This is a genomic window from Shewanella sp. ECSMB14101, from assembly GCF_000773485.1.
Classification (GTDB): Bacteria; Pseudomonadota; Gammaproteobacteria; order Enterobacterales; family Shewanellaceae; genus Shewanella; species Shewanella marisflavi.
On the sequence record NZ_JSFF01000017.1, the window covers coordinates 35,217 to 49,222 of the forward strand.

At 51.9% G+C, this 14,006-nt stretch carries 9 protein-coding genes and 1 riboswitch; of the genes, 7 read left to right on the forward strand and 2 right to left on the reverse strand.

Annotated features, from left to right (window positions below; translation table 11 throughout):
- Positions 1-215: 215 nt before the first annotated feature.
- On the reverse strand, positions 216-1,529 hold the full coding sequence (locus tag NY07_RS13540; protein ID WP_033539897.1) for a hypothetical protein: 1,314 nt from the start codon (positions 1,527-1,529) through the stop codon (positions 216-218).
- A gap of 839 nt (positions 1,530-2,368) precedes the next feature.
- On the opposite strand from NY07_RS13540, the gene NY07_RS13545 reads away from it, so the two are divergent.
- Positions 2,369-4,213: a hypothetical protein gene (locus tag NY07_RS13545; RefSeq protein WP_033539898.1), complete on the forward strand. Its 1,845-nt coding sequence runs from the start codon at positions 2,369-2,371 to the stop codon at positions 4,211-4,213.
- Positions 4,214-4,561: 348 nt separating this feature from the next.
- On the opposite strand, the gene metH is transcribed toward NY07_RS13545, so the two are convergent.
- Complete coding sequence (metH, locus tag NY07_RS13550; protein WP_033539899.1) at positions 4,562-8,284, reverse strand: methionine synthase; 3,723 nt, start codon at positions 8,282-8,284, stop codon at positions 4,562-4,564.
- Between the two features lie 331 nt (positions 8,285-8,615).
- On the opposite strand from metH, the gene NY07_RS13555 reads away from it, so the two are divergent.
- The 6 genes from NY07_RS13555 (at position 8,616) to cobU (ending at position 13,970) form a co-directional block, all read left to right on the forward strand.
- On the forward strand, positions 8,616-9,227 hold the full coding sequence (locus tag NY07_RS13555; RefSeq protein ID WP_033539900.1) for a histidine phosphatase family protein: 612 nt from the start codon (positions 8,616-8,618) through the stop codon (positions 9,225-9,227).
- Between the two features lie 68 nt (positions 9,228-9,295).
- Positions 9,296-9,475, forward strand: a riboswitch (cobalamin riboswitch).
- A gap of 197 nt (positions 9,476-9,672) precedes the next feature.
- Positions 9,673-10,518, forward strand: coding sequence for an ABC transporter ATP-binding protein (locus NY07_RS13560; protein ID WP_235363934.1), 846 nt, complete (start codon positions 9,673-9,675; stop codon positions 10,516-10,518).
- On the forward strand, positions 10,505-11,539 hold the full coding sequence (locus NY07_RS13565) for a FecCD family ABC transporter permease (RefSeq protein WP_033539901.1): 1,035 nt from the start codon (positions 10,505-10,507) through the stop codon (positions 11,537-11,539). The genes NY07_RS13560 and NY07_RS13565 overlap by 14 nt, the downstream gene beginning before the upstream one ends.
- A 56-nt stretch (positions 11,540-11,595) precedes the next feature.
- Positions 11,596-12,624, forward strand: coding sequence for a nicotinate-nucleotide--dimethylbenzimidazole phosphoribosyltransferase (cobT, locus tag NY07_RS13570; RefSeq protein WP_033539902.1), 1,029 nt, complete (start codon positions 11,596-11,598; stop codon positions 12,622-12,624).
- A 48-nt stretch (positions 12,625-12,672) separates the two neighbouring features.
- Complete coding sequence (locus tag NY07_RS13575) at positions 12,673-13,440, forward strand: adenosylcobinamide-GDP ribazoletransferase (protein WP_033539903.1); 768 nt, start codon at positions 12,673-12,675, stop codon at positions 13,438-13,440.
- The gene (cobU, locus tag NY07_RS13580) at positions 13,437-13,970 is read left to right on the forward strand and encodes a bifunctional adenosylcobinamide kinase/adenosylcobinamide-phosphate guanylyltransferase (protein WP_033539904.1); all 534 of its coding nucleotides are present in this window, start codon (positions 13,437-13,439) and stop codon (positions 13,968-13,970) included. The genes NY07_RS13575 and cobU overlap by 4 nt, the downstream gene beginning before the upstream one ends.
- Positions 13,971-14,006 lie beyond the last annotated feature (36 nt).

Sequence of the window (14,006 nt, forward strand, 5' to 3'; positions counted from 1 at the left end):
ATCTGGGAACGATAAAAGTCGTGGAAATTGTCCCATGCCCTTGAAGTGCTGGCCGCTAAACAGGATAGGTAAATCACAGTGTTAATCGAGTAGAGCGACATCATTAGTCGCAAGAGGTAAGTCTAATGCTTGGTGGGAGCAAGTGTTGCAATATTCATATGAGATGGCTGACAGTATGGATAAGCATACTGTCAGCAAGATGACCAATAGGGCGGTTATTTGATGTCGGTTGTGATTGACTCTACAACATAGTTGTCGAAATAAGCTGAGCGGATTTCACTGCCACTTCTAGAGTCTTTGGCCCAGGCTTCACGAATACCGTTCATGCCGGCCGCATGATAATAACCAAAGAGTGTGAGGTCGACTTTTTCAATTTGTGTCGACAAGCTATCTTCTATTGCTGATGGAAATTTCAGGTCAGGAATGACACCGCTGAGTTCGCCAAATATCGTCCAGTCCAAATTGCTACTCACTACACTGAGCTGCAGAGCTTGATATCCGGTATTAAAATTGGTGAAGTCGTAGTTTGTTTGCGAGCTCGAATTGGTCGCAATATCTGTCATTGCTTCTAGTAATTCGAACTGGTTTTCTGGCAGCAGGATTTCATGGTTTTCATCTGGGTCGTTAATTGGATACCTGCCTCCTGCAGAGTAGAAAACTAAAGACTCTTGGTCGTTGCGAAGTTGTTCATGTCTATAGAACTGAATGAAATTTTTGGGATTGAGTTGTGGAAGCACAAAAACATTCGGTTGAGGATTGTAGTAATCCATTGGTCGGTACTGAAAGTGTACCCGTCCACTTTCGTTTGAGCCGTATGCATAAATGACGTCAACATCCAGATAGCCTCTATAGTAATTGACCTTTTTTGCCTGATTCTTCTCTTCGGTGAAGATGTCTGCAGAGACAGCGATAGTGTTTTGCGCATTGGGGATGTCGAGCAATGCACCATAGGCTTCTTCGTCGGCTTCGTTCGTCGGCAATAAGAGTAGATCTAAAGGCTTGAATGCTTCTTGAGGCGCGCGGCATACACGTTGAGCACCAGGCGCCGACGTATCTATGATAGTGCTTGCGATTTGTAATTGATGATTTGGATAAGCCGCTGCAATGTCACTGTAATCCAGGCTGATATCCTGGCAGATACAGTTAGCATTTAACGCGTCTGAATAGAAATTTTGAATGCCCATGTCACTCACATTTAAGTTGAGTGAGGTGTCAATATTGTAGTATCCGTTGTCTTGCCAAATCGTGGTGAGATGTTTGGCATCTTTGGGCCATGGGATATCAAACTTTCCTTGAGTATCCATCTGGTATTGACTGAGAACAGAGCCGTCAGCCTTATGAACAATAAGGGTTACATCTGTGTTGGCAACACTATAATCGCATTGAGTCGCGCTTGACTTAAACTCGCCGACTATTTGCTTAACTGGCAAGTTTGAATTTTGATTGTTATCTGTTTCATCTGAGCTGCCACCGCAGGCGGTCAGCAATATTCCCGATAATAGGAGGGGAGTCCCTTTTAAGAGTTTCATATGTCTTCCCTGAAAAAGTTAGTGTTTAATTCAACTTTGTCTAAATTAATAGATCTTTATTTTGTTATTTAATTTAGTGGTTTAGGTTATCATTTTGTTTCTTTTTAAGAAAGCCTAAACCGTTAGATCTTTGATTAATCACTGTGTATCAGGTTTAACTCGACAGTTAGGGAGTGTTGGTCTGGCGACCGAGGAAGTCGGGGGATTCCATCCCACACCCGGGAGAATGCGGCCTGATGGCCGAGGTAAGTTTCACTCAGGGTTAATTAGCCTCACGGCTGAAAAAGTCGTGGAACTCCGTTCCACACCAGGGCAAGGAGGACTGCTCGTCCTCGCCCTCCTTGCATCCACCCAGACGCCCCAGACGAAGTTGTTTGCCCTCATACTCCAATGAAAATCGCCTAACGACTCGGATGGGACTCCTGTCCCTCCGAGCCTTAGCCATCGTCCATGATGGCTATACGGCATTTTCATCTGCGTATTTCGGCAACTTCGATGGGGATCTGCTGTAGCCACAACCTTCTTTTCGAGATAATTATTATAACTTTAGCTTTAACTTAACTGATCGTTTTAAAACAAAATATCTGGACAGGTTATTTTTTGAACGCTATGTTGAATGCTGTCGATAGAAAGTGCTGCAGGGAAGGATTGGTACACTTAGGTATTTATATCTTAAGTATATTTCATGGAAGACGACGAATAAGAAACAATTATCAATTGCCTCCCATTAAATGTATCTCATTCTTTGCAATCATTTTAGGTTGTTTAGGGTTTCGGATAGTAAAGGTGTAGTCGTCTCGCTGCTATCTAGAAGCCTAATTTAGAGAGTCGAGATATCTATGAAATTATCCCAAGTATTATCAAGTATTAATCAGGTCGAAAAGTCGAAATTTATTTCATGCTTAGATAAGTTGTGCACTAGCGCTTTACCAAATGATAAGCAATTAGCAAAATCAGTGGGTAAGATCGATGGACAGATAAAGAATGCTTCAGGTAGTGAAATCACTTCCTTGTTTGCTTTGGTTTCTTCTATATATAAAGAGTTTATTCAAGAGCAAATTGCTATGTCAGACGCCCAAATTGGTCTGCTGGTAAATATTCTTACGCGAGATGGGAATTGCATCGCTCGTATATCTTGGATTGAACACTTGTATAATAAAGAGTGGAAGAAGTTAAATGACTCATCACTAGAAATAAAAGATTTGATTGAGAGGGATAAAGATTCCGAAGATATGTGTTGGGGGAGACAATTAGCCATTTATCATGATTGTTTCAGTGTTGCATTCCTAAATGATGAGAAGATTAATCGCGAAGCAAGAATTACTGACGATGAAAGAAGTATATTGAATACCTTGGCTGATCGATTAGGTATATCTATGGATGAAGCTTCTGCAATAGAGCATCTGATTAATCCGATACCTCAAAATAATGTTCTGGATGGTTTGAACTCCTTGAGGGAAATGGGTGTGTTGTTTATAAATAGGAAGCGAGCAGAGGTATTGGTTGCGGATGAAGTTGTTGCTATTTTAAATGAGCTTCAGGGTAAGGAATTGGCAAATAAACACACCTTAAGAATACTTAGATCACTATCTGACCCTGAATTATCTAATGTGTTTAAATATTATAATAAGAAGATTAGAGGTGTTGAACGTTATAAGAAGATTAATGAAATTATTCATTCTAGAATTCCTATAAGAAATATTCTCCAACGAGATATATTTAGTTCTGGTGAGCCTCTTAATGAAAGAAAGGATAGGTTAAAGGCGCTAATACATGACTTGGATCTGAACGTAGATAAAATTGGCGCTACATTGGACGATAGAATTAACGTTATTATATCTAAATTAAATAACTCAACTCACCAAGAGTTCGAAAGTCTTAGTGCTGCAGGCTTTAAGGAGCTGTATGTAACACTTCAAACTCACTTTCCTGACTTTGAATCTATACTTAGAACTGAGTTTGAATTGGAAGAGTCTGAAGACATTGATACAGAGAAATTGAGGGCTTTAAGTATTACGCCGGTTGACATCCTCTATTTGTTAAGTAATGAACAAATAAAAGTGGTTCGGGATAAAATGTCACTGTCGAAAAGGGGGAATCCAAGGCAGCTGATTTTGGAGTCTTTCGCTAATGCAAATGAAAAATTAATAGAGAATTATCCTGCGCTTGCAAGAAGGGATCTGGCTGCCTTAAGAAAAGCAGCAATTGAAATATCAGAAGCAGAGGTAGGTGTTAAATTTGAAGAGATAACTAAAGAGATATTTGAAAACTTGAATTTAGTTGTTGATGAAGATGTGAGGAAGTCAATTAACACAGCCAAAGATAAAGCAGATATAGTCATATCTTTAAGTGATGACGATGTGATTATTGGTGAGGCTAAGACATTTAAAAATGGTGATTTTGCAAAATATTCAACAACATCAAGACAGGTCAAGGCATATGTAAACCGCTGTGAAAATCAGGGGAAAAGAGTTGCTCAGGTATTGATTATCGCTCCAAGTTTTTCGCAGGACTTTGTTGAAAGTGCTGAAATGGATACAGAAATTAATATATCACTATTGGAAGCGGAAGGATTGAAGATGATCTATGACGCTTACAAATCTCGCCGTAACCCTAAATTCTCAGCAAAGTTACTAACTAAAGGTGGTTTACTAAAGGCTGAGTTGATTGCAAAAAATATCTAGATTTTGAGGTTGTTTATTTTTATCAGCTGTCATTATTAGTTTTCAATGCGGGTTAAAGCTACAACAAGTCCCCATCGAAGTTGCTGAAGGGCGTTGGAATAAATCGGGTGAGGCGGGCATGGATGCCCGACTAGCTTCCGCAGGTGCATGGATGCATCCTTCGGAAGCGCTAGCGATTTATCCATAAGCACGAGGGATCACAACTTCGTCTGGGGTGTCCTTGGGGATGCAAGGGGTATTGGACAAGCAATACCCCTTGGCCGGGTGAAGCCTGGAAGGCTTCGAGTACTAGCCAAGCAAAGCTTGGCTCATCAAAGCGTAATAAGGTTTACGCAGGAACCCTCTCCGTTAAACATCATAATCAAGCACTGGTGCTAACCACCGCTCTGTCTCCTCGACACTCATTCCTTTACGTTTGGCATAGTCCTCCACCTGATCCCGGCCGATATTGGTTACGCCGAAGTAGCGCGACTGCGGGTGGGCGAAGTACCAGCCGGAGACGGCGGCGGTGGGGAACATGGCGTAGCTCTCGGTGATCTTAAGATCTATGGTCTCGTCGGGTTGTAGTAGCTCCCACAGCAGGCCTTTTTCGGTGTGATCCGGGCAGGCAGGGTAGCCGGGAGCCGGACGTATGCCTTTGTATTTCTCGCGGATCAGCGCCTCGTTGTCTAGCTGCTCATCGGCGGCGTAGCCCCAGAACTCCTTACGTACCCGCTCGTGCATCCGCTCGGCGAAGGCCTCGGCCAGTCGGTCGGCCAGACACTTAAGCATGATGGCGTTGTAATCGTCGTGGTTGGCTTCGAAGCGGGCTACATGCTCGTCGATGCCGTGCCCGGCAGTGACGGCGAAGCCGCCCATGTAGTCGGCGACGCCTGAGTCTTTCGGCGCGACAAAGTCGGCGAGACAGAAGTTGTCGTTACCGACACGCTCTATCTGCATCCGCAGATGATGGGTGGTCATCTCGACCTGGCTGCGGGTCTCGTCGGTGTAGATCTCGATATCATCATGGTTAACCGTGTTGGCCGGGAAGAGGCCGATAACCGCCTTTGCCGTAAGCCATTTCTCTTCGATGATGGTCTTGAGCATCGCCTTGGCATCTTGATAGAGCTTGCGCGCCTCTTCGCCCACTACCTCGTCGTCGAGGATCTTGGGGAAGTGACCATGTAGCTCCCAGCTGCGGAAAAACGGTGTCCAGTCGATACGCTCGATAAGATCTTCCAGCGGATAGTCGTCAAATACCTGTCTGCCCAGTTGATTGGGCACGAAAGGCGTATGAGTGTTCCAGTCCTGCTGGCAGCGGTTTTCCCGCGCCGCCTCGATGGAGATGATCTGCTTGCGCTTAGCCTGTGAATTGCGTTTGTCGCGCATCATCTGATACTCGTCATAGGTGGCGTCTATGGTCGCCTGACGGGTTTCGTTGCTGATCAGCTTAGCCACCATGGGCACGGCGCGTGAGGCGTCGGCGATGTAGATGGCACCTTTGGGGGCATGAGGGGCAATCTTGACCGCGGTGTGTATCTTAGAGCAGGTGGCGCCGCCTATGATGGAGGGGATGGTGAGTCCCGCCTTATGGAAGGCTTTGACGTTGTGTACCATCTCATCTAGGCTTGGGGTGATCAGGCCCGACATACCGATAATGTCGACATTTTCCGCCTTGGCCACCTCGATGATCTTCTCGACCGGCACCATGACACCCAGATCGATCACCTCATAGCCGTTACAGGCCAGCACCACCCCGACGATGTTCTTGCCGATGTCGTGCACGTCACCCTTTACCGTGACCATGAGGATCTTGCCGTTGGACTGCCCCTCGACCTTCTCGGCTTCGATAAAGGGGTTGAGGTAGGCCACGGCCTTTTTCATTACCCGCGCCGATTTCACTACTTGAGGCAGGAACATCTTACCCGAGCCAAATAGGTCGCCGACCACGTTCATGCCGTCCATCAGCGGGCCTTCGATCACATCCAGTGGACGAGTGGCCTGCTGGCGCGCCTCTTCGGTGTCTTGGTCAATAAAGTCGGTGTTCCCCTTAACCAGGGCGTGTTCCAGACGCTTGTTGACCGGCCAGCTGCGCCACTCAAGATCTTCTTTCTTGGGGCCAGCGGAGCCGTCGCCACGGTACTGCTCGGCGATCTCCAGCAGCTGCTCTGTGTTGTTAGAACCTTCAACCGGGCAGGGAAGATTTAGCACCACAGCCTCAACCCTGGCCTTCAGCTCGGGATCGATATCATCATAGATCGCCAGCTGTCCGGCGTTGACTATGCCCATGTCCATCCCCGCCTGGATGGCGTGGTAGAGGAACACGGCGTGGATCGCCTCGCGCACCGGGTTGTTGCCGCGGAAAGAGAAGGAGACATTCGATACCCCGCCGGAGATCATCGCATGGGGCAGGGTGCGCTTGATCTCGCGCGTTGCCTCGATGAAGTCCACCGCATAGTTGTCGTGCTCGTCGATGCCGGTGGCGATGGCGAAGATGTTAGGGTCGAAGATAATATCTTCTGGCGGGAAGCCCACTTTATCGACCAATACCCGGTAGGCGCGGGTACAGATCTCTATCTTGCGCGCCATGGTGTCGGCCTGACCGACCTCGTCGAAGGCCATGATGATGGCCGCCGCGCCGTAGCGTTTTACCAGGGTGGCCTGCTCGATAAACTTCTCTTCGCCCTCCTTGAGGGAGATGGAGTTGACCACCCCTTTGCCTTGAATGCATTTGAGTCCGGCTTCGATCACCTCCCACTTGGAGGAGTCGATCATGATAGGTACCCGGCTGATATCTGGCTCTGAGGCGATAAGGTTGAGAAACTTCTGCATCACCTCGACGCCGTCGAGCATCCCCTCATCCATGTTGATATCGATGATCTGGGCACCGTTCTCTACCTGATCCCGGGCGACCGACAGCGCCTCTTCGTATTCGCCTGTCTTGATCAGCCGCAGAAACTTGGCCGAGCCGGTGACATTGGTGCGCTCGCCCACGTTCACAAACAGGGAGTCAGCGTCTATGGTTAGGGGCTCCAGTCCCGACAGGCGGCAGGCTACGGGCAGTTTAGGCAATGTGCGGGCGCTGTGTTTAGTGACAGCCGCGCGGATCACCTTGATATGCTCAGGTGTGGTACCGCAGCAGCCGCCGATAATGTTGAGCAAACCTTCCTCTGCCCAGGGGCCTATCACCTCGGCCATCTCCTCTGGCGTCTCATCGTACCCGCCAAACTCGTTGGGCAGGCCAGCGTTGGGGTGGGCGGAGACATAACACTCGGCGATCTTCGACAGCTCCTCCACATAGGGACGCAGTTCTTGTGGGCCCAGGGCACAGTTGAGGCCGATAGAAAGTGGCTTCACATGGCGCAGCGAGTTATAGAAGGCCTCTGTGGTCTGGCCCGTCAGCGTGCGGCCCGAGGCATCGGTAATGGTGCCTGAGATCATGATAGGCAGGCGTTGACCCAGCTGGTCGAAGACCGTTTCGATGGCAAACAGCGCCGCCTTGGCGTTGAGGGTATCGAAGATGGTTTCTACCATGATGATGTCGGCGCCGCCTTCTATCAGGGCCTCGATGGACTCGATATAGGCGCTGACTAGCTCGTCGAAATGGATATTGCGATAGCCGGGATCGTTGACATCCGGGCTGATGGAGCAGGTGCGGTTGGTGGGCCCTAGTACCCCGGCAACATAGCATTGGCGACCAGTTGCGCGGCTCACCTCGTCGCAGGCGGTGCGGGCGAGGCGAGCGCCCTCTAGGTTGATCTCCCGTGACAGCTCCTGCATCTCATAGTCGGCCATGGCCACACGGGTAGCGTTAAAGGTGTTGGTTTCTATGATGTCGGCGCCAGCCTCAAGGTAATCCTTGTGGATCTGTTTAATCAGCTCAGCTTGAGTCAGCACCAACAGGTCGTTGTTGCCCTTAAGATCGCAGGGCCAATCGGCAAAGCGCGCGCCGCGAAAGTCGGCTTCTTCCAGTTTATGGTTCTGGATCATGGTGCCCATGGCGCCGTCGAGGATCAAAATTTCGTTATTGAGTCGCTCGCGGATCGCGTCGTTAATCTGTCTTACGTTTTGAACAGGGGATGGGGTCGCCATAACTTTTACCTACTTCAACTGACCTATTGCCTAAACTGACTGCGTCTAGCTCATCGACGCACTATTTTTGTTTTTGGATGTATAAACGTATAGACGTCTATACTAATCGACTTATAATACCCAGGGCAAGTCAAATGAGTATAAGCGTAAACCCGGATGAAATTCGAGAGCTGCGCCGCTGCGTCCTGTTTAAACTGCATTGTATGTAAAGGCCGGCAAAGATATTTAATTTGAAAGTTTTTCAATGTGTTAATTGTCCGGCGTTGCCAAGCTTATTGCCATAAGGGTATGCTGCTAGCGACTTAACTTGAAAAGGTTTAATGCTGCGGATATGACGCAAACGACACTCTATTTGATGCGACACGGCGAATGTGAAGGCGGTAACTTGCTGAGGGGGCACAGCGATCTGCCCCTGACCGAGATAGGTTTTGCTCAGATGCAACTCGCCTTTGCCAAGCTGCCGGAGCCGGTAGACAGGGTGATCAGCTCGCCGCTTAAGCGTTGCCGCGTGTTTGCCGAGCATTTGACCAGCAAGAGTCAGATCAAGGTGGCGTTAGATGCTGGTTTAAAAGAGATCTATTTCGGCCGCTGGGATGGTCAGCCCATTCCTGAGCTGCACGCCGAGCATGGCGCTGAGTTGAGCGCCTATTGGCAAGATCCCTGGGAACATCCCTTGCCTGAGGCTGAAACCATGGCGGCCTTTGAGCAGCGTATCGACGAGATGGTCGAGCAGTTGGTACATCAGCATAGCGGTGAGATTTTGCTGTTGATCACCCATGGCGGGGTTATCCGTCACTTGATGGCCAAGGCCCTTGGGGTAGAGCGAGCGGTAGGCTTCTACACCCAGCTAAGCCTGAATTACGCCAGCGTGGTTAAGATAAGTCATTACCGCGACAAGGGGGGGGAAGGCTACTGGCGATTGCACTGGCATGACGCCGAATAAGCCATGAACTAACTTGTGTTTCGCCTTGTCTCTTGGCGGAAATACCGCATAATAACCGGGCGCAGGGACCGCCTGCGCCGGGAGTAAGGTGTCGAGATCCCACTGGGAATAACTCGGACTTAATAGGGAATTGGGGAGGCCAAGTGCCGTTAGCCCAAACTGTGCCCGCAACTGTGAGTGTGCTGCCAGGTCGTATCATCGCCCGGGTCGCCACGAGTCAGGATACCTGCCTACTCTCTAACTACTATCTCAAGCGGGTGACTTGAGGGAGCGAATAGATGAATACAATCGAAGGGCCAACTCTGGTCCCAGGGCTGCGTGCGCAGCCATGCTGCTTGCGAGGAATGCCTTGGTGAGCCAAGAAGCGAGCGCGAGTGGCGAGCAAGGCCCAAATAGCCTGGGCCAGAATAATCAAGGTTTAAGCAGCCAAACGAGTCACACTAGTCTGAATGAATCGAGCAACTGTGCGCCTGTTCTCTCGGTCAATGAACTCGGCTGGCACTGCGGTGAGCGGGATATCTTATCTCAGATCAGCTTAGATCTTCCCCAGGGCAAGATGCTGGGGATCATAGGCCCTAACGGCGCCGGTAAATCCACCCTACTGCGTTGCCTCTATCGTTTTCTTACTCCGAGTCGCGGCGAGATCAAGCTGTTTGGCCAACCCATCGCCAGCCTGAGTGCCCGGGCATTTGCCCGTGAGGTCGCCGTAGTGCTGCAAGATACGCCGCAGCATTTCGACATGACCACGGCGCAGCTGGTGGCACTTGGGCTGACGCCTCACAAGAGCGCCTTTTCGATGACGACCCCCGCCGACAAGCAGGCGGTGCGCCGCGCCTTGGAGACAGTGGGCTTAAGCGATCGCGCCGGGCAGGCTTACGAGTCCCTTTCGGGCGGTGAGAAGCAGCGCGCTTTGATCGCCCGCGCCATAGTGCAGCGCCCTAAGCTATTGATCCTCGATGAGCCAACTAATCACCTGGATATCCGTTATCAGATCCAGATCCTCGAACTGCTGAAGACTCTTGGGGTGACAGTGGTGATCTCTATCCATGATCTGAATCTTGCCAGTGCCATGTGCGATAAGCTGTTGTTGCTCGATCGCGGCTGGGCCGTGGCTCAGGGGACGCCTAAGCAGGTGCTGAGTGAAGCCCAGATCGCCAACACCTTCGGTGTCTGTTGTCAGGTGGCGCCTCATCCCCAGCATGGTAATCCGCAGATCCACTATTTCTATGGTTATTACGGCGAGCAGGCCCAATCTCACGGTGAGCAGGAGGCAAATCATGTTAAGCCTTAACCGTGGCGATCATAGCGCCAGGCGCTCACTGGCGCTTGCCTGCCTGGCGCTCTTGACGCTGGCGACGCCTATTTTGGCGGTGAGCTTCGGCGCCGCCGAGATAGGCGTGATCGAGGTGCTCGAGCTATTGCTGGCTAAATTGAGCGGCGCCGATCCTGGCGGCGTCACAGCTAGGATCGTGCTGGAGCTACGTCTGCCGCGCATCTTGCTGGCCTTTATCGCTGGCTTCGGTCTGGCCATCGCCGGCGCCGTGTTACAGACGGTGACCCGCAACCCTTTGGCCGACCCCTATCTATTTGGTATCTCCTCGGGTGCCTCCTTTGGCGCCGTGGTCGTGATCACCCTGCTGGGCGGCGCAGGTGGTGCCCTGGCCAGTATCGGCTTGCCGCTCGGCGCCTTTATCGGTGCCAGCCTGGCGGTGCTTATGGTGCTGGCCTTGTGCGGCGCCAACTTGAGCACCCAGATAGAGCGTATGCTACTTTCCGGCGTGGCGATCTCCTTTCTGTTTGGGGCGCTGGCCAGTCTGATGCTCTATTTCTCCGGGCCGCAGTCGGCCGCCGCCGTGCTGTTTTGGAGCCTGGGCAGCTTTGCCAAGGCGAGTTGGCAGATGCTCTGGTTGCCCTGGGTCCTAGTGTTGGGTGCAACGGCTATCTTGCTGTTGCTCAAGCGGCAGATTTTGGCGATCAAGGCAGGAGATGAGACGGCCCATACCTTAGGGATCCAGGTGCGGCGCCTGCGACTGATCAGTCTGCTGCTCTGCTCGTTAATCACCGCCGTGCTGGTGGCCAACTGCGGCGGCATAGGTTTTGTCGGCCTGATGGTGCCCCATATGGTGCGCCTCCTATTGCCTGGCCGCTTCGCCCTGATGTTGACGGCCTTGGTGGGCGGTCTGTTTATGATCTGGGTGGATGTGCTGGCCAGGTGCCTGCTCAGCTATCAGGAGCTACCCGTGGGCATTATTACCGCGGTGATCGGTAGCCTGTTCTTTTTGTTTATTTTAGGCGGTAAGCGCCGTGGTTAGGCAAAGGTCCCCTATCGGGCGCCAGTGTTGTCAGCCAATCATAGAGGTTAAGCAGTATGTTTGAGATAGTCGGAGTCAGTGGCGAATTTGATGCCAAGATCCAGCAGCGAATCGATAGCAAGACCAAGCCGCTTGGCGCACTGGGCCAGCTGGAATCTTTAGCGCTGACCATAGCTCGGGTATTGGGCCCTGACAACCCGCAGATAGTCCATCCTACCTTGTTGGTGTTTGCCGGCGATCACGGCATCGCCGCCTCGGGCGTCTCCATTGCGCCCAGTGAGGTGACGACGCAGATGGTGATGAATTTTCTCTCTGGCGGCGCGGCGATTAATCTTTTTTGTGCCCAGGCTGGGGTGACCATGGAGGTGATCGATTGCGGCATCGCCAATGAAATTGCCGACCAGCCTAGGCTGATTAACCAAAGGCTCGGGGCTGGCACTGGCGCAATACATAGAGAGAGTGCCATGACCCTGGGGGCGGTGAAACAAGGCTTTGCCATGGCCAAGGAGCGAGTGGCGCTGCACCATGGGCGCGGTTGTAACCTAATCGCCTTTGGTGAGATGGGCATAGGCAATACCAGCTCGGCGGCGGCCATTATGGCGGCGTTGCTGAAGCGCGAGGCAGCCGAGTGTGTCGGTCGTGGAACAGGTATAGATGCCGCTACCCTGGCGCGTAAGCAGCTGCTGGTCGAACAGGCGTTGCATCTGCACCGCGAACAGCTCGGCGATCCCTATGGCGTGCTGGCCAGCCTGGGCGGCTTCGAGATAGTGCAGATGACAGGCGCCATATTGGCGGCGGCTGAGCTTAAGATGCTGGTGTTGATCGATGGCTTCATCGCCACCGCGGCGGCTCTGGCGGCGGTGACTATCGCGCCCCAAGCCCGAGACTATATGATCTTCGCCCATGAGTCGGATGAACGGGGTCATAAGCTAATGCTCGAGCACCTTAATGCGCGGCCTCTGCTCTCTTTGGGGCTACGTTTGGGTGAGGGAACCGGCGCCGCGCTGGCGGTGCCGTTAGTGCCGGCGGCGGCCAAGTTTTATAACGAGATGGCCTCACTCGAAGAGATGGGCATAGAGATTTAGCGGCAATAACCATGTAACGGTTACGGCAAGTAAAAGGATGAGGTTGGGATGTTTGCCAGAGAGTTAACCCTGTTTTTTATCGCCATGGGCTTCTTTACCCGGATCCCCATGCCGGCCTGGGTGCAAGTGGATAGTGAGCGGCTCAATCAGGCGAGCCGCTATTTTGCCTTGGTGGGCGTAATGGTAGGCGGGATCTGCGCCCTGGTCTATGGCCTGAGTACCAAAGTCTTACCCAGCAATATTGCCATCTTGATGGCCATGCTCACGGGGTTGCTGCTGACCGGCGGTTTTCACGAAGATGGTTTGGCCGATACCGCGGACGGATTCGGTGGTGGCTGGCGCGTGCAGGATAAGCTCACCATCATGAAAGATTCCCGCGTCGGTACCTATGGCGTGCTGGCGCTGGTGATGAGCCTGCTGTTTAAGTTTGTGCTGCTCAGTGAAATTGCCCTGTTTGATGGCGATCTTGTGATGGCGGCACTGGTGGTGGGCCACTGTTTGAGCCGCCTGCTGGCGGCTTCACTGATCTTTACCGAGACCTATGTACGCGATGATGACACCAGTAAGAGCAAGCCTCTGGCGCAGTCACAGACGCTGAATGAGCTGGGGATCCTGCTGCTGACCGGCATAGTGACTCTATGGCTGAGTGGCATCGCCTCGGCGCTCTCTCTCTGCCTGGTGCTACTGGCAGTTCGCCAGCTGCTGGTGCGCGGCTATCGGCGTCAGATCGGTGGCTATACCGGAGATGTCTTGGGGGCAACCCAGCAGGTGAGCGAGCTGGTCTGTTACCTGTTTATTCTGGTGATCAGCCTATGATCCATCTGGTGTTAGGCGGCGCTCGCAGCGGCAAATCACGATATGGAGTGGCCTTGGTGGCCGACTATGTGGCTAAGGGCTATGAGTGTCTGTTTGTGGCCACGGCTCAGGCGCTGGATGAGGAGATGGCCGCGCGTATCTCCCGCCATCAAACGGAGCGAGCCCAGGATGAACTTCCCTGGCAGATGCTGGAATGTCCGCTGGCGTTGAGTGAGTGTATCGAGGCCAATGCCCAGGAGAATCGGGTGATCTTAATCGATTGCCTTACCCTTTGGTTGACCAATCAGCTACTCGAAGGAGATGCTTGGTGTGACGCTAAGGCGGCGCTGCTGCGCGCCCTAAAGACGGCCCCAGGGGCTATTGTGCTGATCAGTAACGAGGTGGGCTCTGGCGTGGTCCCAGGTGATCCCTTGAGCCGACGCTTCGTCGATGAGGCGGGCTGGCTACACCAGGCAATTGCCGAGTTGGCCGACAAGGTGGTGCTGGTTTGCGCCGGACTGCCACTGACGCTCAAGAATGCTGACGCTTAAGGATGCGGCGAGTCAGGCCGCCAGGGGATAGGAACT

Excerpts from the sequence above, each read along its gene's own strand:
- NY07_RS13565 (WP_033539901.1), top strand. The coding sequence starts at position 10,505 with ATGTTAAGCCTTAACCGTGGCGATCATAGCGCCAGGCGCTCACTGGCG.
- NY07_RS13545 (WP_033539898.1), top strand. The coding sequence starts at position 2,369 with ATGAAATTATCCCAAGTATTATCAAGTATTAATCAGGTCGAAAAGTCG.
- NY07_RS13575 (WP_033539903.1), top strand. The coding sequence starts at position 12,673 with ATGTTTGCCAGAGAGTTAACCCTGTTTTTTATCGCCATGGGCTTCTTT.
- cobT (WP_033539902.1), top strand. The coding sequence starts at position 11,596 with ATGTTTGAGATAGTCGGAGTCAGTGGCGAATTTGATGCCAAGATCCAG.
- cobU (WP_033539904.1), top strand. The coding sequence starts at position 13,437 with ATGATCCATCTGGTGTTAGGCGGCGCTCGCAGCGGCAAATCACGATAT.
- NY07_RS13555 (WP_033539900.1), top strand. The coding sequence starts at position 8,616 with ATGACGCAAACGACACTCTATTTGATGCGACACGGCGAATGTGAAGGC.
- metH (WP_033539899.1), bottom strand. The coding sequence starts at position 8,284 with ATGGCGACCCCATCCCCTGTTCAAAACGTAAGACAGATTAACGACGCG.
- NY07_RS13540 (WP_033539897.1), bottom strand. The coding sequence starts at position 1,529 with ATGAAACTCTTAAAAGGGACTCCCCTCCTATTATCGGGAATATTGCTG.